At 67.8% G+C, this 20,669-nt stretch carries 18 protein-coding genes; 13 read left to right on the top strand and 5 right to left on the bottom strand.

The window, feature by feature from the left end; all coding sequences use genetic code 11:
* On the bottom strand, positions 1–218 hold a 218-nt coding region (locus Q331_RS23410), incomplete at its 3' end, for a DUF4372 domain-containing protein (protein WP_156953296.1).
* 174 nt (positions 219–392) lie between these two features.
* Between Q331_RS23410 and Q331_RS0108705 the strand changes: the two genes are divergently transcribed.
* From Q331_RS0108705 to Q331_RS20710, 4 genes are all read left to right on the top strand, one after another.
* The gene (locus Q331_RS0108705; RefSeq protein ID WP_026380363.1) at positions 393–785 is read left to right on the top strand and encodes a GFA family protein; all 393 of its coding nucleotides are present in this window, start codon (positions 393–395) and stop codon (positions 783–785) included.
* Positions 786–951: 166 nt separating this feature from the next.
* Complete coding sequence (locus Q331_RS20715) at positions 952–2,022, top strand: SPFH domain-containing protein (protein WP_084174926.1); 1,071 nt, start codon at positions 952–954, stop codon at positions 2,020–2,022.
* Complete coding sequence (locus Q331_RS0108695; RefSeq protein ID WP_026380362.1) at positions 2,019–2,471, top strand: NfeD family protein; 453 nt, start codon at positions 2,019–2,021, stop codon at positions 2,469–2,471. Before Q331_RS20715 ends, Q331_RS0108695 begins: the two co-directional genes overlap by 4 nt.
* 131 nt (positions 2,472–2,602) lie before the next feature.
* Positions 2,603–4,117: an outer membrane beta-barrel protein gene (locus tag Q331_RS20710; RefSeq protein ID WP_026380361.1), complete on the top strand. Its 1,515-nt coding sequence runs from the start codon at positions 2,603–2,605 to the stop codon at positions 4,115–4,117.
* Here the strand turns inward: Q331_RS20710 and galU are convergent.
* A complete protein-coding gene (galU, locus tag Q331_RS0108685) occupies positions 4,114–5,013 on the bottom strand; it encodes a UTP--glucose-1-phosphate uridylyltransferase GalU (protein ID WP_034491572.1) in 900 nt (299 codons plus the stop codon). The genes Q331_RS20710 and galU overlap by 4 nt on opposite strands.
* A gap of 139 nt (positions 5,014–5,152) precedes the next feature.
* Between galU and galE the strand changes: the two genes are divergently transcribed.
* Positions 5,153–6,139, top strand: coding sequence for a UDP-glucose 4-epimerase GalE (gene galE, locus Q331_RS0108680; RefSeq protein WP_026380359.1), 987 nt, complete (start codon positions 5,153–5,155; stop codon positions 6,137–6,139).
* Positions 6,140–6,356: 217 nt separating this feature from the next.
* Positions 6,357–7,667, top strand: a complete 1,311-nt coding sequence (locus Q331_RS20705) for an SGNH/GDSL hydrolase family protein (RefSeq protein WP_051630869.1) — start codon at positions 6,357–6,359, stop codon at positions 7,665–7,667.
* 48 nt (positions 7,668–7,715) lie between these two features.
* Here the strand turns inward: Q331_RS20705 and Q331_RS0108670 are convergent, their stop codons facing one another.
* Both Q331_RS0108670 and gltB read right to left on the bottom strand, forming a co-directional pair.
* Positions 7,716–9,155: a glutamate synthase subunit beta gene (locus Q331_RS0108670; protein ID WP_026380358.1), complete on the bottom strand. Its 1,440-nt coding sequence runs from the start codon at positions 9,153–9,155 to the stop codon at positions 7,716–7,718.
* Between the two features lie 86 nt (positions 9,156–9,241).
* On the bottom strand, positions 9,242–13,897 hold the full coding sequence (gene gltB / locus Q331_RS0108665) for a glutamate synthase large subunit (RefSeq protein WP_026380357.1): 4,656 nt from the start codon (positions 13,895–13,897) through the stop codon (positions 9,242–9,244).
* Between the two features lie 551 nt (positions 13,898–14,448).
* Between gltB and Q331_RS0108660 the strand changes: the two genes are divergently transcribed.
* The 5 genes from Q331_RS0108660 (at position 14,449) to Q331_RS0108640 (ending at position 18,100) form a co-directional block, all read left to right on the top strand.
* Complete coding sequence (locus Q331_RS0108660) at positions 14,449–14,751, top strand: BufA1 family periplasmic bufferin-type metallophore (protein WP_026380356.1); 303 nt, start codon at positions 14,449–14,451, stop codon at positions 14,749–14,751.
* Between the two features lie 66 nt (positions 14,752–14,817).
* Positions 14,818–15,714 carry an MNIO family bufferin maturase gene (bufB, locus tag Q331_RS0108655; protein WP_034491571.1) on the top strand — a complete coding sequence of 299 codons (897 nt, stop codon included), beginning with the start codon at positions 14,818–14,820 and terminating at the stop codon, positions 15,712–15,714.
* Complete coding sequence (locus Q331_RS0108650) at positions 15,692–16,489, top strand: HvfC/BufC N-terminal domain-containing protein (protein ID WP_026380354.1); 798 nt, start codon at positions 15,692–15,694, stop codon at positions 16,487–16,489. The genes bufB and Q331_RS0108650 overlap by 23 nt, the downstream gene beginning before the upstream one ends.
* Positions 16,490–16,492: 3 nt before the next feature.
* Positions 16,493–17,008, top strand: a complete 516-nt coding sequence (locus Q331_RS20700) for a DoxX family protein (protein ID WP_034491569.1) — start codon at positions 16,493–16,495, stop codon at positions 17,006–17,008.
* A gap of 39 nt (positions 17,009–17,047) precedes the next feature.
* Positions 17,048–18,100: a threonine aldolase family protein gene (locus Q331_RS0108640; RefSeq protein WP_026380353.1), complete on the top strand. Its 1,053-nt coding sequence runs from the start codon at positions 17,048–17,050 to the stop codon at positions 18,098–18,100.
* A gap of 273 nt (positions 18,101–18,373) precedes the next feature.
* On the opposite strand, the gene Q331_RS0108635 is transcribed toward Q331_RS0108640, so the two are convergent.
* Positions 18,374–18,850 carry an Hsp20 family protein gene (locus Q331_RS0108635; RefSeq protein ID WP_026380352.1) on the bottom strand — a complete coding sequence of 159 codons (477 nt, stop codon included), beginning with the start codon at positions 18,848–18,850 and terminating at the stop codon, positions 18,374–18,376.
* 286 nt (positions 18,851–19,136) lie between these two features.
* On the opposite strand from Q331_RS0108635, the gene Q331_RS0108630 reads away from it, so the two are divergent.
* Both Q331_RS0108630 and Q331_RS0108625 read left to right on the top strand, forming a co-directional pair.
* Positions 19,137–19,547 carry a hypothetical protein gene (locus Q331_RS0108630; protein ID WP_026380351.1) on the top strand — a complete coding sequence of 137 codons (411 nt, stop codon included), beginning with the start codon at positions 19,137–19,139 and terminating at the stop codon, positions 19,545–19,547.
* Between the two features lie 152 nt (positions 19,548–19,699).
* A complete protein-coding gene (locus Q331_RS0108625; protein WP_026380350.1) occupies positions 19,700–20,668 on the top strand; it encodes an alpha/beta hydrolase in 969 nt (322 codons plus the stop codon).
* The last annotated feature ends 1 nt before the right edge of the window (position 20,669 follow it).

Below are 20,669 nucleotides of genomic sequence, written 5' to 3'. Positions count from 1 at the left end.
ACATGGTAGAGCCGGGCCGCATGGCTCTCAAGGCCGCCGACGATCTCGCGCAGGCTCTGAGCCCCCGACAATTGCCCATAGAGCAAGGCCACGAACTGGCTCTTGGTCGACAGCCGACGCACATGCTTGTCCGCATGGTGCTTGTCCACAAGCCGTTCGAACACGCCCCAGGGAACATGCTTCAAGACGTCGTGGAAAACGCTATTGTGGTGCCGCACGGTGTTGCTCCCTCGTGTCCGGAAGACGCGCCAAACGTCTGAACACGAGTAGAATCAACACCGTGCGCTCAGTCCACAAAATTAAACCGGACAGCCGTGGGTCAAGCCATGGCATGACGACAGATGAAGCGCGTGGCGATACCCTTGAGCGCCAAGGCTGAGGAGACAGGGGACATGGAAGAACTCACGGGCGGCTGCCTGTGCGGCAAGGTACGGATTGTGGCCTCGGGCCGCCCATACCGGGTTGGCCTTTGCCACTGCCTGGACTGCCGCAAGCATCACGGAGCGCTTTTCTACGCTTCGGCGGTGTACCCGCAGGAGGCGGTGACGATCGCCGGCGAGACGCGCGATTACGCCGGACGCTTCTTCTGTCCCAATTGCGGCTCGTCCGTTTTCTCGCGCAGCGCAGACGAAATCGAAGTCCATCTTGGGACGCTGGATGCCCCTAACCTGCTGACCCCGACCTACGAGAGCTGGATCATCCGCCGCGAATCCTGGTTGCCGCCCTTTCCGCTGGCGCGGCGCTACCAACGCGACCGCGAAGCCGCGGGCCGCTACGAGGAATAGGCCGCGCTCGCGAGAGATTTCCTTCAGATCGAACCTGTCCATGGCCGCCCGCCTCCCCTCGCGTTAAGGAATCGGCTAGCTTAGCGCGCCGGCGCGATTGTGCTGTGCTCGCCGTGCATCCATATCCGCGTAGCTGAGAAGGCCGCATCGGCCTGGAGAAAGGCACATGCCCATGCTCGGTGGTTTCGATATCGCCGTAATCGTCCTCGTCGTCCTGATCGCGCTCGTTCTCTTTTCGGGCGTCAAGACGGTGCCGCAGGGCCACAACTACACAATCGAGCGCTTCGGCCGCTACACCCGCACCCTCTCTGCCGGCCTCAACCTCATCGTCCCCTTCATCGACCGCGTCGGCGCCAAGATGAACATGATGGAGACGGTGCTGGATGTGCCGAGCCAGGAGGTGATCACCCGCGACAACGCCACGGTGACGGTGAACGGCATCACCTTCTTCCAGGTGATGGACGCGGCCAGGGCCGCCTACGAGGTGAACTTTCTGGAGAACGCCATCGTCAATTTGACGATGACCAATATCCGCTCGGTCATGGGCTCCATGGATCTGGACGAGCTTTTGTCCAACCGCGACGAGATCAACGACAAGCTCCTCAAGGTCGTCGATGCCGCGGCCGGCCCCTGGGGCGTGAAGATCACCCGCATCGAGATCAAGGATATCGATCCGCCGCGCAACCTCATCGATTCCATGAACCGGCAGATGATGGCCGAGCGCGAGAAGCGGGCTCAGATCCTGACGGCGCAGGGCATGAGGGAATCTGCGATCCTCAAGGCGGAGGGCGAGAAGCAATCCCAGATCCTGGAGGCGGAGGGGCGCCGCGAGGCCGCCTTCCGCGACGCGGAGGCACGCGAGCGCGAGGCGGAGGCGGAGGCCAAGGCGACGGCCTATGTCTCCGAAGCCATCTCCAAGGGCGACGTGCAGGCGATCAACTACTTCGTCGCCCAGGAATATGTCGGGGCGCTGAAGGCCTTCGCCACCTCGCCCAACCAGAAGACCTTCCTGATGCCGGTGGAGGCCTCCGCCGTCATCGGCGCCCTCGGCGGCATCACCGAGATCGCCCGCGAGGCCTTCGGCAATGGCGGCGCCGGAGCGAACGGCAGCGGCGAGGGGGGACGTCCCGCCCGGCCGGTGCCGACGACGCCGCGCGGCCCCGTTCCCGGCCCGACCGGCATGCCCGCCGCCGGCAGCTCCGCCTTCACGCCGCCTTCGGGAGGCGAACAGGCATGATCGTCGACATCATCGAGGCGCTCGGCGGCTGGACCTGGTGGATACTCGGCCTCGTCCTCCTCGGCGTGGAACTTCTGGCGCCCGGCTTCTTCTTTCTTTGGTTCGGCATCGCCGCCATCGTCATCGGCATCAGCGCCTTGCTCGTCTCCTGGCCCTGGCAGCTGCAGATTCTCGGCTTCGGTGTCCTCTCCCTGGTGGCGGCGCTGATCGGCCGGCGCTTCTACGGCCGCAGCGAAATGCCGAGCGCCGATCCGAACCTCAATCTGCGCGCCGAGCGCCTCAAGGGCCGCACCTTCACCCTGACGGAGCCGATCGTGGAAGGCGCCGGCCGGGTCAATATCGACGACGGCGTGTGGCGGGTGAACGGGCCGGACGCGCCCGCCGGCGCGCGCATCCGCGTCATCGGCGCCGATGGCTCCACGCTGCTGGTGGAGCCGGCGGCGAGCTGATTTTCGCGCCTTTGCGCATCCGCGCGCCTCTTCCCCTAACTACCCGTTAACCATAAGGCTTTACCGCTCGGTAAGGCTGTCTCGCCCCGCGGGACGGCATGTCCCGCACGGGTGCGGGACGGGATCGCCGGATGCGCCGCAGCCTTGTCCTTATCCTTGCCGGCGTCGCAGCCCTTCAGCTGCCGGCGCCGCCTGCCGCCGCCCAGGAGGCGGAGTTCAACGACGCCGCAGCGCCCGTCGATTTCCTCCTGCGCGGCACGCGCTCGGCGGAGGAGGAGGATCTCTTGGCGGGCGAGGCACCGCCGCCGCAAGGCGGCCCGGCGGTTCCGCCCGGCAGGCCCTATCCCCGCCCGGACGCGGCTATCGGGCCGCCACTCTTCGGCCCGACCGGCACCGCCCCGCTCGGCCCGCCGCTCGCCGGACCTGACCCTTACGCGCCGGCGCGGAGCGAGGAGGCCGGACCCATCGTCGACGGCAGGCGCCTCATCCGCCGGGCCGAGCGCGAGGCGGAGGCGGAAGACCCCTTCGCCGCGCCGGGAATCCGTGTCGGCACCTTCATCCTGCGCCCCACCATCGATGTCGGCGTCGTCGTCTCCGACAATCCCGACGGCGACACCGAAAAGAACTGGGAGACGGGCGGCCTGTTGGAGCCGACGCTTTCTCTCCTCTCCGACTGGGACCGCCACGAACTGGCTGCCGAGCTGCGCGGCACGGGCAGCTTCTACGACGAGGAGGTCTATAACGACCGCGACGCCGCCGCCCGGCTGCGCGCCCGCTACGACATCTCCCGCGATACCGACCTCACCGCCGAGGCCGGCTATGTCTACGCGCTGGAATCCTTCACCGATCCCGACACCCCCGCCGCCGCGGCGGAGCGCCCGGCCCGCCAGACCTACGACGCCGCCCTGACCGGCACGCACCGCATGAACCGCCTCGGCCTGGCGCTCGGCGGTGACGTCAAGCGCGAGACCTTCCAGGACGCCACCACCGCCAGCGGCGCCACCATCGACCAGGGCGACCGCAACCGCACCGAGGCCGCGCTGAATGCTCGCGCCAGCTACAAGCTCTCCGGCGCGCTGGAGCCTTTCGTGGAGGCGCGCGGCGGCAAGGTCGTCTATGACGAGAGCGTCGATTCCAACGGCTATCGCCGCTCCAGCCGCTTCGGCGAGCTCGCCGGCGGCCTCATCCTCGACCTCTCGCCCAAGCTGCAGGGCGAGGTCTCGGCAGGCTGGCGCCACGAGGAATACGACGATGCGCGCCTTGCCGCCCTTAGCGCCCCGGTCGTCGCCGCCGCGCTGATGTGGTCGCCGCGCCGCCTGACGGACATCCGCCTTAACCTCGCCACCACGGCGGACGGCTCCACCATCCCCGGCGCCTCCGGCTCGCTCATCTATTCCGCCGATCTGACGGCGAGCCGCGAGCTTCGCCACAACCTTGCCGCCGAGGCCGGTCTCGGCCTCGACTGGCGCGATTATGTCGGCATCGATCTTACCGAGACCACCTGGTCGGCCTTCGGCGGGCTCGTCTACGATCTCAACCGCTATGCCGCGCTGGTCGGCCGCTACAGCTACGAGCGGGTTGAGAACGATCCGGGCGAGCGCACCGACACCAACACCTTTTCGGTTCGCCTCAGGCTGAAGCGCTAGCTGAGAAGCTGCTTGATGGCCGCCTCGCCGAGGGTCTTTTTCAGCTCCGCCTTGAACTCCGCCGCGATATCCGCCCGCTCCAGCGCATAGGCGACATTGGCGGCGAGAAAGCCGGCCTTGGCGCCGCAATCGAAGGTCGCGCCGGTAAAGCGCACGCCGGTGAAGCGCTGCCTCTCGGCGAGCCGGATCATGCCGTCGGTGAGCTGGATTTCGCCGCCGGCGCCGGGCTGCGTCGTCTCCAGAATCTGGAAAATCTCCGGCTGCAGGATATAGCGGCCGGAAATGTAGAAGGTGGACGGCGCCTCCTCGCGCTTGGGCTTCTCCACCATGCCGGTGATCTCCACCCCGGCCTCGTCCTCCGCCCCGAGGGCGACGATGCCGTATTTGTGCACCTTCTCCGGCACCGTCTCTTCCAACGCGATGACATTGCCGCCGTGCTTGTCGTAGGCCGCCATCATCTGGGCGAGGCATCCGGGCTCCGAGCGCATCAGCATGTCGGGCAGAAGCACCGCGAAAGGCTCCTTGCCGACGATCTCGCGCGCGCACCAGATGGCGTGGCCGAGGCCGAGCGGCGCCTGCTGGCGGGTGAAGGAGACGCCGCCCGCCGCCGGCAGCTCGGCGGCGAGCGCTGCAAGCTCGGCCTCCTTGCCGCGCGCCTTCAGCGTCTCTTCCAGCTCCGGCTGGATGTCGAAATGGTCCTCGATCGTCGCCTTGCCGCGTCCGGTGACGAAGACGATGTGCTCAATCCCAGCCGCCTTCGCCTCGTCCACCACGTATTGAATGACCGGCCGGTCGACGATGGTCAGCATCTCCTTGGGCACGGCCTTCGTCGCCGGCAGGAAGCGGGTGCCGAGCCCCGCCACGGGCAGGACGGCCTTTTTGATGCGGTTAACCAATGTCACCTCTCGCGGTACGTGCTTCAGGCTCGCCCGTTTAGAATGAAGGTTCGGCCGAAGTCCAGTTGGCGACCTCGCGCAAGAGGCGGACCCGCGGCGCGGCCGAAGCGTGAAGGGACGCGCGCAAGAAGGGACGGGCATGAGCGTCTTGGTGACCGGTGGGGCCGGCTATCTCGGCAGCCATCTGGTTCTGGAGCTTTTGGGCGCCGGCGAAGAGGTGGTCGTCCTCGACAACCTCTCCACCGGCTTTGAATGGGCCGTGCCGGAGCCGGCGGAGCTCATCGTCGGCGATGCCGGCGACCGACTGCTGCTCAACCACGTCCTGCGCACCCGCAAGGTCGAAGCCGTCATGCATCTGGCCGGGGCTCTGGCGCCGCCGGCCTCGGTGGCCGACCCGCTCGCCTATTATCTGGACCAGACCGTCAAGGCCCGCGAGGTCATCGCCGCCTCGGCGGCCAACGGCATCGGCCGTTTCGTCTTCCCCTCCTCGCTCGCCGTCTACGGGCCGCCGACCTGCCTGCCGCTCGGCGAAGACGCCCCATGCGCGCCGGCAACGCCCTACGCCCTCCACAAGCTCGCCGTGGAGCGCATGCTTGGGGAGGCCGACGCGGCTTACGGGCTCTCCTATGTGGTGCTGCGTTTCGGCCATATCGCCGGCGCCGACCCGCTGGGCCGGGCCGGCCAGTCCACCATCGGCACCACCCATCTCGTCAAGGTGGCGCTGCAGGCGGCTCTGGGACGACGCGACCATATTCCCGTCTTCGGCACCGACTACGATACGCCCGACGGCACCGGCATCCGCGACTTCATCCATGTCAGCGACGCCGCCGCCGCGCATCTTGCCGCGCTCAGGCATCTGCGGGGGCCCGGACGCAGCCTCACCCTCAACGGCAGCTATGGCGAAGGCCACAGCGTGCTGGAGGTCATCGACACCGTGCAGCGGCTTGCCGGGCGCGTTCTGGACGTGCGCGCCCGCGCCCGCCGGCCGGGCGATGTGCCCTCGCTGGTGGCCGCCGCAAGCCGCATTCGCGCCGAGCTCGATTGGCGGCCGCGCTTTTCCGCGCTTCAGATCATCCTCGGCCACGCCCTTGCCTGGGAGCGGCGCTCCGCCGCCGCAGCGGCCTGAAGCGGCTTTGCCGCAAACACGCCCTTTTTCCGAACGAACCGTCCCGGCAGGTCACGCCTTCTTGCGCGCGCCGTTTCGCCCGCCCTCGCCCGCCCTCGCCCCAGGAATGGCCGGAGGGTCACCGCGGGGGCTTTGACGACGGCGCCGCGCGCGCTAGAATTCGGCGTGGCTTCGGGGGCGGATCGCGACGATCCGAAATGGCCCACGGGAGCGTTTCATGCGGCATATGTCATTTCTGGCGGCTTTTCTGGCGGCCTTCGCCCTCCAGGCGACGGCGCTGCCCGCGCCTGCCGCCGCCCAAGCGCCGATCGTGCTCGCCCAATCGAACCAGCCCTCCCTCTTCCGGTTCCTCTTCGGCCCGCGCGACAGCAGCCGGCAGCGCCGCAACGTGCGCCCCCGCGAGCAGCTTCAGCAGCGCCGCGTCACGCCGCGCCGCTCCACCACCACGCGCCGCACCGCCCCGCGCGAGCCGAGCGTCAAGGCTCTGGCCGTCGTCGACAAGGCCGAGGACGCCAAGCGCGTCATGGTCATCGGCGATTTCTTCGCCCGCAGCCTCGCCAAGGGGCTGAACGAAGCCTTCGCGGAGGACCCGAACGTCGTCATCATCCAGGCGGCCAACGGCTCCTCCGGCCTGGTGCGCGACGATTTCTACGACTGGCCGGCCAAGCTCCCCGAACTCATGGAGGAGCACAAGCCCGACGCCATCGTCGTCATGCTGGGCGGCAACGACCGCCAGGAGATTTCCGCCGAGGGCGGTAAGGCGGCACCGGGCACGGAGGCCTTCAGCAAGGTCTATGCGAGCCGCGTCGCCGCGCTCGCCAATTCCATCGTGGAGGCCGACAAGCCCGGCCTGTGGGTCGGGCTGGTGCCCGTCGCCTCCGCCTCCATGTCGCGCGGCTACTCCGCCTTCAACTCCATTTACCGCGAGACACTGGAAAACTCGCCGGTGAAGTTCATCGATGTGTGGAACGGCTTTGCCGACGACGAAGGCAAATATGTCGGCTCCGGACCGGACATGAACGGCCAGACACGGCAGCTTCGCGTCGGCGACGGGCTGAACTTCACCCGCGCCGGCCAGCGCAAGCTCGCCTTCTTCACCGAGCGCGACCTGCAATCGATCCTGAAATCGGGCGGCAACTTCCTGGCCTCGCTTGAGGGCGGCGGCAACCTGGGAGCCGCCTCCGTGCCGGCGATCAGCCCGATGATGTCGATCGACGCCGTCATCACCGGCCCTTCGACCGGCCTTTCCACTTTCGCGGAGGAAAAGCCGTCCGGCGCCGCGGCCAAGACGGGCCCGCCCGATCCCGGCGCCGAGACGGGCCCCTCGCTCACCGCCGCCGCGACCCAGGCACCGGCGCCCGGCGCGGCAAGCGTGCCCGCCCCAGGCGCACAGGCAACGGAGGCGGAGGCGCAAGAAGAAGAGGCGGACGAGCGCACCGTCGTCGAAGCCCTGACCGCAGAAGCCATCTCCGGCGCGAGAACGCCCGCCGGCCGGATCGACGATTATCGCTGGTCGCGGCCGAACTGAGGCGTTTCTTCGCTCTTTCCCGACCGGATGGACGGGCTCGCGCGCGCCTCAGCGCGGCAGCGAGGTCTCGCCCATCATGAACGCGTCCATGGCGCGCGCCGCCTGGCGGCCTTCGCGGATCGCCCAGACGACCAGGGACTGGCCGCGGCGCACGTCGCCGGCGGCGAAGACCTTATCGAGGGAGGTGCGGTAGCTCTCCTCGTCGGCGAGAATATTGGTACGCCGGTCCTGCTTCAGCCCGCCGCCGAGCTCCTTGACGAAGGTATCCTCAAGCGGCCCGGCGAAGCCGATGGCGATGAAGGCGAGATCGGCCTTCAGCACGAACTCCGTGCCTTCCACCGGCACGCGCTTTTCGTCCACACGGGCGCATTTCACGCCCGTCAAGACGCCGTTCTTGCCGACGAATTCCAGCGTCGCGGCCTGGAACTCGCGCTCCGCGCCCTCCGCCTGGCTGGAGGAGGTTCGAAGCTTGGTCGGCCAATAGGGCCAGACCAGCCCCTTATTCTCCTTCTCCGGCGGACAGGGCCGGATGTCGAGCTGGGTGACGGAGATCGCCCCCTGGCGGAAGGCGGTGCCGACGCAGTCGGAAGCGGTGTCGCCGCCGCCGACGACGACGACGTGCTTGCGCCCCGCCCAGATGTCGTCGGGATGGTTCATCTCCGGCACCGGCTCGCCGTTCACGCGCCTGTTCGACTGCACCAGATAGGGCATGGCGTAATGCACGCCGTCGAGCTCCATGCCGCCGATGCCGGGATCGCGCGGCCGTTCCGCGCCGGCGGCGATGAGGACGGCGTCGTGCCCCTCGACGATTTCGCGCATCGGATGGGTGACGCCGACATTGACGCCGTAATGGAAGACGACGCCCTCCGCCTCCAGCTGCGCCACCCGCCGGTCGATATGGTGCTTTTCCATCTTGAAATCGGGAATGCCGTAGCGGCACAGCCCGCCGGCGCGCGGCTCGCGCTCGTAGACATGCACGTCATGGCCGACGCGGGCGAGCTGCTGGGCGGCCGCCATCCCGGCCGGTCCGGAGCCGATGATAGCGACGCGCTTGCCCGTGCGCCGCTCCGGCGGCTGCGGCTGCACCCAGCCGTTCTCCCAGGCCTTGTCGGCGATCGCCTCCTCGATAGTCTTGATGGTGACCGGCACGTCCTCAAGGTTCAGCGTGCAGGCTTCCTCGCAGGGCGCCGGGCAGAGCTTGCCGGTCCATTCGGGGAAGTTGTTGGTGGAATGCAGGTTGCGCGCCGCCTCTTCCCAATCCCCCTGCCAGACGAGATCGTTCCAGTCGGGAATCTGGTTGTGCACCGGGCAGCCCGTCGGACCGTGGCAATAGGGAATGCCGCAATCCATGCAGCGCGCCGCCTGCCGGCGCACTTCCGGCTCCGGCAACGGCAGCACGAATTCCTTGAAATGCCGGATGCGGTCGGAGGCCGGCTGGTAGCGCTGCTCCTGCCGGTCGATCTCCAGAAAGCCCGTAACCTTAGCCATAACCGTCCTTCACGTCCTTGCGCGCCCTGGCCGCCCCGCGCCCGTCTTGGGCGATGCACCCAGCGCGGGGGCGTCCGCGCGCGCTCCTATTCCGCCGCCATCCGGCGCGCCTCGCCGTGGCGCCGCTCTTCCATCTCCAGAAGCGCCCGGCGGTACTCCACCGGCATCACCTTGACGAATTTCGGCCGGTAATCGGACCAGTTCTCCAGGATGTGCTTGGCGCGCTCGGAGCCGGTGTAATGGTGGTGGTTGGTGATCAGCGTCAAAAGCCGCTCCTCGTCATGTGCGTTCATGTTGGAGGAGACGTCGACGCGCCCGTGCCATTCCATATCGCCGCCATGGTGATGCAGTTCCTCAAGCAGCGCCTCTTCCTCCGGCACCGGCTCCAGCGCCACCATGGCGAGGTTGCAGCGCCGCTCGAAGGTGCCGTCCTCGTCCAGCACATAGGCGATGCCGCCCGACATGCCGGCGGCGAAGTTGCGCCCCGTCTCGCCGATGACGACGACGATGCCGCCGGTCATGTATTCGCAGCCATGGTCGCCGCAGCCTTCCACGACGGCGATGGCGCCGGAATTGCGCACCGCGAAGCGCTCGCCGGCGACGCCGGAGAAATAGCATTCGCCCTCGATGGCGCCGTAAAGAAGCGTGTTGCCGACGATGATCGCCTTGGCCGGATCGACCGGCAGCTCCGCCGGCGGGCGCACCACGATCCGCCCCCCGCACAGCCCCTTGCCGACATAATCGTTAGCATCGCCGACAAGGTCGAAGGTGATCCCGCTGGCGAGGAAGGCGCCGAAGGACTGGCCCGCCGTGCCTTGCATCTTCACCACGATGGTGTCGTCCGGCAGGCCGGCATGGCCGTAGCGCTTGGCCACTTCGCCCGACAGCATGGCGCCGACCGAGCGGTCGAGATTGGCGACCTTGGTTTCGATGCTCACCGCCTCGCCGCGGGCGAGCGCCGGCTCGGCTTCCCCGATCAGCTTGCGGTCCAGCACATCGGCGATCGGATGCTCCTGCCGGCGCGTCCAGCGCAGCTCCTCCTCCGGCGCGTCGGGGCGCTGGAAGATCGCCGAGAAGTCGAGCCCCTTGGCCTTCCAATGGTCGATCAGCGGCATGGTGTTGAGCCGCTCGCTCTGGCCGATGAGCTCGTCGAAGCGCCGCACGCCCATCGCCGCCATGATCTCGCGGACCTCCTCGACGACGAAGAAGAAATAGTTGATGACGTGCTCCGGCTGGCCGCGGAAGCGCTTCCTGAGCACCGGGTCCTGCGTCGCCACGCCCACCGGACAGGTATTGAGATGGCATTTGCGCATCATGATGCAGCCGGCGGCGATCAAGGGCGCGGTGGAGAAGCCGAATTCGTCGGCGCCCAGCAGCGCCCCGACGATGACGTCGCGCCCCGTCCTCAGACCCCCGTCGACCTGCAGGGCGATGCGCGAGCGCAGGCCCTCATGCACCAGCGTCTGATGCGTCTCCGCAAGGCCGATCTCCCAGGGCAGGCCGGCATGCTTGATGGAGGTGAGCGGCGAGGCGCCGGTGCCGCCATCATAGCCTGAGATGGTGATATGGTCGGCGCGCGCCTTGGCGACGCCCGCCGCCACGGTACCCACGCCCACCTCGGCGACGAGCTTCACCGAAATGTCGGCGGCCGGATTGACGTTCTTCAAGTCGAAGATGAGCTGCGCCAGGTCCTCGATGGAATAGATGTCGTGATGCGGCGGCGGCGAGATCAGCCCGACGCCGGGCGTGGAATGGCGCACCTTGGCGATCACCGCGTCGACCTTGTGGCCGGGCAGCTGGCCGCCCTCGCCGGGCTTGGCCCCCTGCGCCACCTTGATCTGGATCATGTCGGAATTGACGAGGTATTCCGTCGTCACGCCGAAGCGGCCGGAGGCGACCTGCTTGATGGCCGAGCGCTCCGAATCCCCGTTCGGCTTGGGCGTGAAGCGCTCCGTCTCCTCGCCGCCCTCGCCGGTATTGGACTTGCCGCCGATGCGGTTCATGGCGACGGCCAGGGTCGTATGCGCCTCGCGCGAGATGGAGCCGAAGCTCATCGCCCCGGTGGAGAAGCGCTTGACGATCTCCGCCGCCGGCTCGACCTCCTCCAGCGGCACCGGCTCAAAGCCCATCGCCTCCGCCTCGCGGATGCGAAAGAGCGAGCGGATGGTGAGCCGCTTGGCCGCCTCGCCGTTCACCATCTCCGCATAGGTGCGATAGCGCTCAAAGCCCTCGCCGCGCACCGCGTGCTGCAGATGCGCCACGGCGTCGGGCGTCCACACATGGTCCTCGCCGCGCATGCGGTAGGCGTATTCGCCGCCGATCTCCAGCGAGCGGCGCAACACCGGGTCCTCGCCGAAGGCGAGCCGGTGACGGCGCACCGTCTCCTCGGCGATCTCGGCAAGGCCGATGCCTTCGATCATCGTCGCCGTGCCGAAGAAGAAGCGGTCGACGAAGGCGGAGGCAAGCCCCACCGCGTCGAAGATCTGCGCCCCGCAATAGGATTGGTAGGTGGAGATGCCCATCTTGGACATCACCTTCAAAATCCCCTTGCCGACGGACTTGATGAAGCGCTCCACCACCTCCCGGGCGTCGACGACCTCGGGAAAGTCGCCGCGCTGGTGCATCGCCGCCAAGGTCTCGAAGGCGAGATAGGGGTTGATCGCCTCCGCGCCGTAGCCGGCGAGCACACAGAAATGGTGCACCTCGCGCGCCTCGCCGGTCTCCACCACGAGGCCGACGGAGGTCCTCAGCCCCTTGCGGATGAGGTGGTGGTGAACGGCGGCAGTCGCCAGCAGCGCCGGCATGGCGATGCGCTGCGGCCCGACCAGCCGGTCGGAGAGGATGATGATGTTGTAGCCGTCGAGGACCGCCTTCTCCGCCCGCTGGCAGAGCTTCTCGATGGCCTCTTCCATGCCATCGGCGCCGCGCCCGAGATTGTAGGTGATGTCGAGCGTCTTGGTCTGGAAATGGTTGTCGGCGATCTCGCCGATGCCGCGGATCTTCTCAAGGTCGGCATTGGTGAGGATCGGCTGGCGCACCTCCAGACGCTTGCGCTCCGAAAGGCCTTCCAGGTCGAAAAGGTTCGGCCTCGGCCCGATGAAGGAGACGAGGCTCATGACGATCTCCTCGCGGATCGGATCGATCGGCGGGTTCGTCACCTGGGCGAAGTTCTGCTTGAAATAGGTATAGAGCAGCTTCGGCTTGTCGGAGAGCACGGAAACCGGCGTGTCGGTGCCCATGGAGCCGACGGCTTCCTGGCCGGTGACCGCCATCGGCGCCATCAGCAGCTTCAGGTCTTCCTGGGTGTAGCCGAAGGCCTGCTGGCGGTCGAGCAGCGAGGCCGCCGTCGCCGGCGCCCGCGAGCCCACTTCCGGCATTTCTTCCAGGACGATCTGCGTGCGCGCCAGCCATTGCCGATAGGGATTGGCCTCCGACAGCCGCGCCTTCAGCTCCGCATCGTCGATGATGCGGCCTTCCTGAAGGTCGATGAGCAGCATGCGGCCCGGCTGCAGGCGCCATTTGCGCACGATGCTCTTGTCCGGCACCGGCAAGACGCCGGCCTCCGACGCCATGATGACGAGGCCGTCCTCGGTGACGACGTAGCGCGCCGGCCTCAGCCCGTTGCGGTCGAGCGTGGCGCCGATCTGCCGCCCGTCGGTGAAGGCGATGGCAGCCGGCCCGTCCCAGGGCTCCATCAGCGCGGCATGGTACTGATAGAAGGCGCGCCTGGTCTCATCCATCAGCGGGTTGCCGGCCCAGGCCTCCGGCACCAGCATCATCGCCGCATGGGCGAGCTCGTAGCCGCCGGTGGTGAGGAATTCCAGGGCGTTGTCGAAGCAAGCGGTGTCGGACTGTCCCTCATAGGAGATCGGCCACAGCTTCTCGATATCCTCGCCGAAGAGCGGCGAGGATATCGAGGCCTGGCGCGCCGCCATCCAGTTGACGTTGCCGCGCAGCGTGTTGATTTCGCCGTTATGGGCGACCATCCGGTAGGGATGGGCGAGCTTCCAGGAAGGGAAGGTGTTGGTGGAAAAGCGCTGATGCACCAGCGCCAGCGCCGAGGCAAAGCGCGGGTCCGACAGGTCCTTGTAGTAGCGCCTGAGCTGATAGGCGAGGAACATGCCCTTGTAGACCGTGGTGCGGCTGGAGAAGGAGCAGATGTAAAAGCCCTTGTCGCGCCCGTCGCTCTCGGCGAAGACGCGATTGGAGACGACCTTGCGCAGGACGTAGAGCCGCCGCTCGAAATCGTCGCCCTCAAGTCCTTCCGCGGCGCCGACGAAGAGCTGGCGATGCACCGGCTCGGCCTCTCGGATCTTCGGCGCCTTCGACAGACAGGCATTGTCGACCGGCACGTCGCGCCAGCCGAGCACCTTCTGCCCCTCCTCCGCGACGACGTTCTCCACCAGCTTTTCCAGATGCGCGCGCAGCTGCGCATCCTGCGGCATGAAGAAGACGCCGACGCCGTAGCGGCCGAGCGGCGGCAGGGCAAAGCCGGCCGCCTCGGCCTCGGCGCGGAAGAAGGCGTCGGGAAGCTGGATCAGCATACCCGCGCCGTCACCGACTTCCGGGTCCGCCCCGACGGCGCCGCGATGGGTAAGGTTCTCCAGGATCTGCAGGCCGTGCTCGATGATCGTGTGGGAGGGGCGGCCCTCAAGATCGGCGACGAAGCCGACGCCGCAGGCATCGCGCTCGCCGCGCGGGTCGACAAGGCCTTTGCCCCTGGCGGCGGCCGCCGCGTCCATGCGCGCGGCTCGGCCGGCGGCGGCACGCGCCTCGCCCTGCCTTAGCGTCCTGCGGTCACAGCTTGTCAGCTTCACGGGCCTGCCTCCGCCTCTTGCCTTTCACAACGCCTGCCGGCGCAGGCGTCTTGGGGCACCTCTTTCGTTCGGGTCGCACTCCGTTCGGGAGATGCGGCTCGAGCCATCGGCCCCTCGGGCCTTGCGCTCAGCTTATCCTAAATCCTCGCGCCGCGTCGCGCGGCCTCCCCCGGGCCGATGCGCAATCCGGCGCCTTGCTCGCGCCCCTCGCCACGCGATGGAGCGCCAACTAGGACAGGACGCCTGTCCTATTCTTTCACCATCTCAGATTTTGCCGGCCTCGGCAAGTCGGCGCAACCGTCGCGGCCTTTTGGCTGTGCGTTCTTCACGAAGGCCACGACGCTCCGTGATCTTCCGTCAACGCGCCCTCACGGCGAACTGTTGTGATTTGAGTTCCACCGACCGGAAGCTTCCGTCAACCTCCACGCGCCGGCGTCATCCCCCGCCGGTTGAACCGAAAGATAGGGAGAACGCTGATGTCATCCACCCCCAAGGGCTTCACCGCCGCTGCGCTCGCCGGCGCCGTACTGGCCGCGACCAGCATGATGGCGGCGCCCGCAAGCGCCCAGGACAACAAGGAAAAATGTTACGGCGTGGCGCTTGCCAGCCAGAACGATTGCGCCGCCGGGCCGGGCACCACCTGCCAGGGCACGTCCAAGGTCGATTACCAGGGCAATGCCTGGAAGTACGTGGATGCCGGCACCTGCGCCACCATGGAGGTCCCGGGCGACCGCATGGGCTCGCTGGAGCCGCTCGAGCGCGACGTGCCCCAGGGCTGACCCGACCGGCCTCGCCACGGCCGGCCGCTACGACAAGACCGGCCGCTACGACAAGATAGGACCGCCATGCCCCTTTCCCTGCGCAGCGAAGCTGCCCTCGCCGACCGCCTGCCTCACCGGGCCGGCGTCGGCCTGAAGCTCGACCATGTGAGCGAGATCCTCGCCGACAAGGCGGATATGGGCTTCTTCGAGGTGCATCCGGAGAATTACATGGGGGCTGGCGGTCCGCCGCATCATTATCTGACCGCCATCCGCGAGCGTTACCCTTTGTCGCTGCACGGTGTCGGCCTGTCGATCGGCGCCGCCGGCCCGCTCGACAAGGCGCATCTGAAGCGCCTGCGCGAGCTACTCGACCGCTATCAGCCGCAGAGCTTTTCGGAGCACCTTGCCTGGTCAACGCACGATACGGGCTTCCTCAACGACCTCTTGCCCTTGCCCTACACGCAAGAGACGCTCAGCCTCGTCGCCGCGCATGTGAGCGAGGTGCAGGAAAGGCTCGGCCGGGCGATGCTGATCGAGAACCCCTCCACCTATGTCGCCTTCTCCTCCAGCGACATGGACGAGGTGGACTTCCTCGCCGAGCTCGCCGCCCGCACCGGCTGTGGCCTGCTGCTGGACGTCAACAACGTCTATGTCTCCGCAACCAATCACGGCTATTCGCCTGAGGCCTATCTCGACCGCTTCCCGCTGCATCTGGTCGGCGAGGTTCATCTGGCCGGCCACGCCGTCGACGCCGACGAGGCCGGCGCGCCGCTCCTCATCGACACCCATGACCGCGCCGTCACCGATGCCGTCTGGACCCTCTACGAGCGGGTCATCGCCCGCGCCGGTCCCTTGCCGACCCTGGTGGAATGGGATTCCGAATTGCCCGACTGGCCGGTTCTCGCCGCAGAGGCGAAGCGCGCCGAAACGATCCTCAACGCCCGCCGGGAGCCCTGTCATGGCCGCCGCGTCGCTTCCTGAGCTGCAGGCCCGCTTCGCAGCGGCGCTGATCGACCCCGATTTGCCGCCGCCCGCCGGGCTCGCCAGCGCCACCGGCCGGGCGCGCCCGGACGAGAAGCGCTTCGCCGTCTATCGCAACAACGTCGTCGTCTCGCTGTCGCGCGCCCTGCGCGATGCTTATCCGGCGCTCCGCAGCATCCTCGGCGATGCCTTCTTCGCCGACATGGCGGGCGTCTATGTCCGCCGGCATCCGCCGCGCCGGCCGATGCTCATCGATTACGGCGCCGAGCTGCCGCAATTCCTGGAGAACTTCGAGCCGGCGCGGCCCCACCCCTATCTGCCGGATGTGGCGCGGCTGGAGCGGGCGCGGCTTGAAGCCTATCACGCCGCCGACGCGCCTTTTCTCGCCCCTGCCGATATCGCCGCGCTGGCGCCCGAAAGCCTCGCCGGGCTCAGCCTTCGCCCGCATCCGGCGGCGCGCCTGCTTGCCTCGCGCTTTCCCATCGTCACCGTGTGGATGATGAATTCGGGCCTCGCCGAGCCGGCGCCGGTCGATTTCTCAAGCGCCGAGACGGCCCTCGTCACCCGGCCCGGCCTCAATGTCGAGCTGAGGCGCCTGCGCCCCGGCGGACACGCCTTCCTGTCGGCGCTCTTCGCCGGCAAGAGCCTTGGCGCCGCGGCCGCAAGAGCCGCCGCCGAGCCAAATTTCGACCTTGCCGCGAACCTCGCCGACGCGCTCGGCGCCGGCGCCTTCCTGCCGCTTGAAAAGATTGCTTCGACCTTGAGGCCGAGCTGACCCATGAGTGAGACGCGCAGCGCGCCCCCCACCGCCTCCGGCGCCGCAGCTCTCGCCGAGCTGCCGGCACGGCTCTTCGGCCTCATCCCGATGAGCCTCGTCCAGCTTGTCCTTCGCCTCGCCGTCGCCATCCCCTTCCTGAAATCCGGCTTTCTCAAATGGGACGGATTCCTGAAGCTCTCCGACGTCGCGATCCTGCTGTTTCGCGAGGAGTTCCGTCTGCACATTCTGGGCGCCACCTATGCCTTCCCGGCGCCGGTGATGATGGCCTGGATGTCGGCGCTCGCCGAGGTGATCCTGCCCTGTCTTCTCATCGCCGGCTTCGGCACGCGCCTCGCCGCGCTCGGCCTTCTCGTCATGACCGGCATCATCCAGCTCACCGAGCCCGGCGGCTGGTCGAACTTTCACCTGCCCTGGGCGGCGATGCTGCTCGCCATCCTCGCCTACGGCCCCGGCAAGCTCTCGCTCGACTCTTTCCTCTCCAGGCTCGCGCGCTGGAACGGCGTCGCCAACAGGTAAGGCTTGCGCGTCGCCCACCGGAGGCCTAAGCCGCGACAAATGCAGTTTGCCAGTGACAATTGGTCGGGCGCGGCGCCGGAAGTCGTGGAGGCGATAGCCCGTCAGGCCGCCGGCCATGCCGACGCCTATGGCGTCAGCGCTCTCGACCGAGCGGTGGAGGACCGCTTCAACGCCCTCTTTGAGCGCGAGGTGGCGGTCTTTTTCGTCGGCACCGGCACGGCCTCCAACGCCCTGGCGCTGGCCGCCGTCAACAAGCCCGGCGGCGCCGTCTTCTGCCACCGCGAGAGCCATATCGTGGAGGATGAGTGCGGCGCGGTAGAGTTTCAGAGCGGCGGCGCCCGGCTGATGCAGCTGGGCGGCGAGCTCGGCAAGATCGAGCCGCGCGAGCTTGAATCGGCACTCGCCCGCTTCCAGCCGGGTTTCATCCATGCCGGCCAGCCGATGGCACTCTCCCTCACCCAGGCGAGCGAGATCGGCACCGTCTACAGCCATGCCGAGCTGGAGCGGCTCTGCGCCCTGGCGAAGAAGAGCGGTATCCCGGTGCATATGGACGGGGCGCGCTTCGCCAACGCCATGGTGCGCCTTGAGGCGAGCCCGGCCGACATGACCTGGCGACGCGGCGTCGACATCCTCTCCTTCGGCGCCACCAAGAATGGCTGCGTCTCGGCGGAGGCGCTCATTTTCTTCGATCCGGAGATGGCCGCCGAGCTGCCCTACCTCAGAAAACGCGCCGGCCACCTCTTTTCCAAGACGCGCTTCATCGCCGCCCAATTCGAGGCCTATCTTGCGGACGACCTGTGGCTCAGCCTCGCCCGCCACGCCAACGCCATGGCCGAACGCCTGCGGACAGGTCTTCAGGCCGCCAAGACGGCGCGCCTCGCCTGGCCGACCGAGACCAACGAGAGCTTTGCGCTGCTTGACCGAGAGGCGGCCGATACGGCGCGCCGGGCCGGCGCCACCTTCTACGACTGGCCGCACCCGCACGGCCTCGCTCTGGGCTCAGACGAAAGCGAGCTTCTGGTGCGCCTCGTCACCAACTTCCAGACCAGCGAGGATGAGGTCGACCGCTTCCTGGCGCTTTTCGGCGCCTGAGACGGCACGCCCCTCGCCGCCCGGCACCGGGCCGATGGCACCTGCCACAAGATACGGCACGCTTTGCGCACAAGGCGGCCGTGCCCATGGGAGAAGGCGGTTCGTGCCTTCATGCCCGGACGGCGAAACGGGATGCATGCCAAGGTGGAGCCTCGGGGAAGCGACACCAAGGCCATGAGCGCAAAGCGGCGGGGCCGCCGCGCCAAGACTGGCATAGCTTGCATAAAAAAGGCGCCCGCAAGGGGCGCCTTGGAAAAGCCGATGCGGCGCGCCTTAGGCGGCCTTGTTGACCGTCGCGTCGATCTGCTTGCCGGCATCGGCGCCGGTGCCGATCGCGATCTTGCGCGGCTTCATGGCTTCCGGAATCTCGCGCACGAGATCGATATGCAGAAGACCGTTCTCCAGCGTCGCACCGGTCACCTCGACATGGTCGGCGAGCTGGAAGCGGCGCTCGAAGGAACGGGCGGCGATGCCGCGATAAAGGATCTCGCGGTCCTTGCTCTCCGTCTCCTCGTTGCGCTGCGCCTTGACGGTGAGGATGTTCTGCTTCGATTCAATATCGATATCGTTTTCGCCGAAGCCGGCGACCGCCATGGTGATGCGGTAGGCGTTCTCGCCGGTGCGCTCGATGTTGTAAGGCGGATAGGTCTGCCCGCCATTGTCGTGACCGCCCATCGTGTCGAGCATGTTGAACAGCCGGTCGAAGCCGACGGTGGAGCGGTAGAGCGGGCTGAGATCGAACTGACGCATGATGTAGTCCTCCTAGTGAAGCGACATTGCATTCGGCGCGGGCGGCCATTTCGAAACGCGGCCCGCCGGCACCGTTGGGACCCTGTCGGCATCCCACAAGGGTGAGATGGGCATTGTCCGCGCGCCTTTCAAGCGCCGCTAAGCTACTGAAAACAAAGGGAATGCCCAACGATTCCAAGGCTGAATGGAAGATGAATGGCCGGTTCTGAGCCGGTTCAGTCGCCGCTTCCTAATCTCCGCCTGTCATTTCCAAGGGGCGCCGGCCCCGACAGTCAGGAGAACCGTCATGAAGCTCGTTCCGTTCGCCGCCGCCGGGCTCGTCGCCCTTTCCGCTCTCACCTTCACCGCCCCGGCCAAGGCGGCGAACGTCACCCTCACCCTGGATGCCCGCGGCCCGGCGATCGTGGCCGACTGGCGCGCCCCGAACCGGCGCGGCCCGAACTGGCGTCATGACCGCGACAACCGCCGCTTCGACAGGCTCTCGCCGCAGCGCGTGCGCCATATCCTGCGCCGGCAGGGGATCACGCCCATTCGCTTCCTCGACACGCGCGGCCGCACCTACGAGTTGGCGGCCCGCGGCCGGCGCGGCGCCCCGCTGCGGGTCGCCGTCAACGCCTATACCGGCGAGATCGTCAGCCTGCGCCGGCTCGGGCGGCCGGGGCGCGGTGGCTGGGGCCCCGGCCCGCGCTACCGCTGAGCCTCAGAGATACCGGACATCGCTATCGCCCCCTCCGGTGTCCGGTGGAGAGCCGGCGGCCCCAGGGCCGCCGGCTCGCTTCCTTGGCTTGCCGCCACCGTCCCGCGCGTCTATCAGCGGTTTCGATGCAGTCCGGCCGCAAAGGCGTTTCCTTGCGAGATCTCGTCGCCATTCCGCACAACCCGGTACCTCCCGGCGCCCGCACCGCCATGATTGCGACGCCGGACGGCAAGGAGCTGCGCGCCGCCTGGTGGGGTCCGGACGCGCCCGCGCGCCAGGGCACTGTGGTGCTCCTGCAAGGGCGGGCGGAGTTCATCGAGAAGTATTTCGAGACGGTCCAGGATTTGCGCCGGCGCGGTTTCGGCGTCGTCGCCTTCGACTGGCGCGGCCAGGGCGGCTCCACGCGCAGCCTGCGCGATGCCCGCAAGGGCCATGTCGACGATTTCTCCGAATATCTAGTCGATCTCAGCACCATCATGGACGAGCTGGCGCTGGCGCGCTGCGCCCCGCCCTTCCACATCCTCGCCCATTCCACCGGCGCCGCCGTGGCGCTGCTCTATGCCGCCCGCGCCCGCACCCAGGTGGAGCGCATGGTGCTGACGGCGCCGCTTCTCGGCCTCGCCTTCGGGCACACCGCCACCCTCAGCCGCCTGACCGGCCTCATCAACTATCTCGGTCTCGGCGAGGTCTATGCCGGCCCCGACCGCGGCCGGCTGGTGCAGCTAGCGCCTTTTGAGAACAATCCGGTCACCAGCGACCGGCGTCGTTACGAGCGCAACCAGGCCGTTATCGACAACAGCCCCTCCCTCGGCCTTTCCGGCCCGACCTTCGCCTGGCTGCATTCGGCCTTGCGCGCGGCCGAATATATCGCCGCCCCGGGCTTTGCCGAGCGCGTGCCCTTGCCGGTTCTCATCGCCTTCGCCGGCCGCGAGAGCGTCGTCTCCAACGCCGCCATCGAGGCCTTCGCGCTCAGAACCAAGACCGTCGCCAGCGTGCGCATCGTCGGCGCCAAGCACGAGCTGCTGCAGGAGGCGAGCCGCTTCCGCGACGATTTCTGGGCCGCCTTCGACGCCTTCATCGGCGACACGGCGCAAAGGTGGAGCGCCGCGCTTCAGACCTGAA

The organism is Afifella pfennigii DSM 17143 (genome assembly GCF_000688515.1).
GTDB lineage: Bacteria > Pseudomonadota > Alphaproteobacteria > Rhizobiales > Afifellaceae > Afifella > Afifella pfennigii.
Note: the sequence above shows the minus strand (reverse complement) of the source record. Positions and strands in the feature narration are given on the sequence as shown.

Coding starts and splice junctions, on each gene's coding strand:
- Q331_RS0108705 (WP_026380363.1), top strand. CDS start 393: ATGGAAGAACTCACGGGCGGCTGCCTGTGCGGCAAGGTACGGATTGTG.
- Q331_RS20715 (WP_084174926.1), top strand. CDS start 952: ATGCCCATGCTCGGTGGTTTCGATATCGCCGTAATCGTCCTCGTCGTC.
- Q331_RS0108695 (WP_026380362.1), top strand. CDS start 2,019: ATGATCGTCGACATCATCGAGGCGCTCGGCGGCTGGACCTGGTGGATA.
- Q331_RS20710 (WP_026380361.1), top strand. CDS start 2,603: ATGCGCCGCAGCCTTGTCCTTATCCTTGCCGGCGTCGCAGCCCTTCAG.
- galE (WP_026380359.1), top strand. CDS start 5,153: ATGAGCGTCTTGGTGACCGGTGGGGCCGGCTATCTCGGCAGCCATCTG.
- Q331_RS20705 (WP_051630869.1), top strand. CDS start 6,357: ATGCGGCATATGTCATTTCTGGCGGCTTTTCTGGCGGCCTTCGCCCTC.
- Q331_RS0108670 (WP_026380358.1), bottom strand. CDS start 9,155: ATGGCTAAGGTTACGGGCTTTCTGGAGATCGACCGGCAGGAGCAGCGC.
- gltB (WP_026380357.1), bottom strand. CDS start 13,897: ATGGACGCGGCGGCCGCCGCCAGGGGCAAAGGCCTTGTCGACCCGCGC.
- Q331_RS0108660 (WP_026380356.1), top strand. CDS start 14,449: ATGTCATCCACCCCCAAGGGCTTCACCGCCGCTGCGCTCGCCGGCGCC.
- bufB (WP_034491571.1), top strand. CDS start 14,818: ATGCCCCTTTCCCTGCGCAGCGAAGCTGCCCTCGCCGACCGCCTGCCT.
- Q331_RS0108650 (WP_026380354.1), top strand. CDS start 15,692: ATGGCCGCCGCGTCGCTTCCTGAGCTGCAGGCCCGCTTCGCAGCGGCG.
- Q331_RS20700 (WP_034491569.1), top strand. CDS start 16,493: ATGAGTGAGACGCGCAGCGCGCCCCCCACCGCCTCCGGCGCCGCAGCT.
- Q331_RS0108640 (WP_026380353.1), top strand. CDS start 17,048: ATGCAGTTTGCCAGTGACAATTGGTCGGGCGCGGCGCCGGAAGTCGTG.
- Q331_RS0108635 (WP_026380352.1), bottom strand. CDS start 18,850: ATGCGTCAGTTCGATCTCAGCCCGCTCTACCGCTCCACCGTCGGCTTC.
- Q331_RS0108630 (WP_026380351.1), top strand. CDS start 19,137: ATGAAGCTCGTTCCGTTCGCCGCCGCCGGGCTCGTCGCCCTTTCCGCT.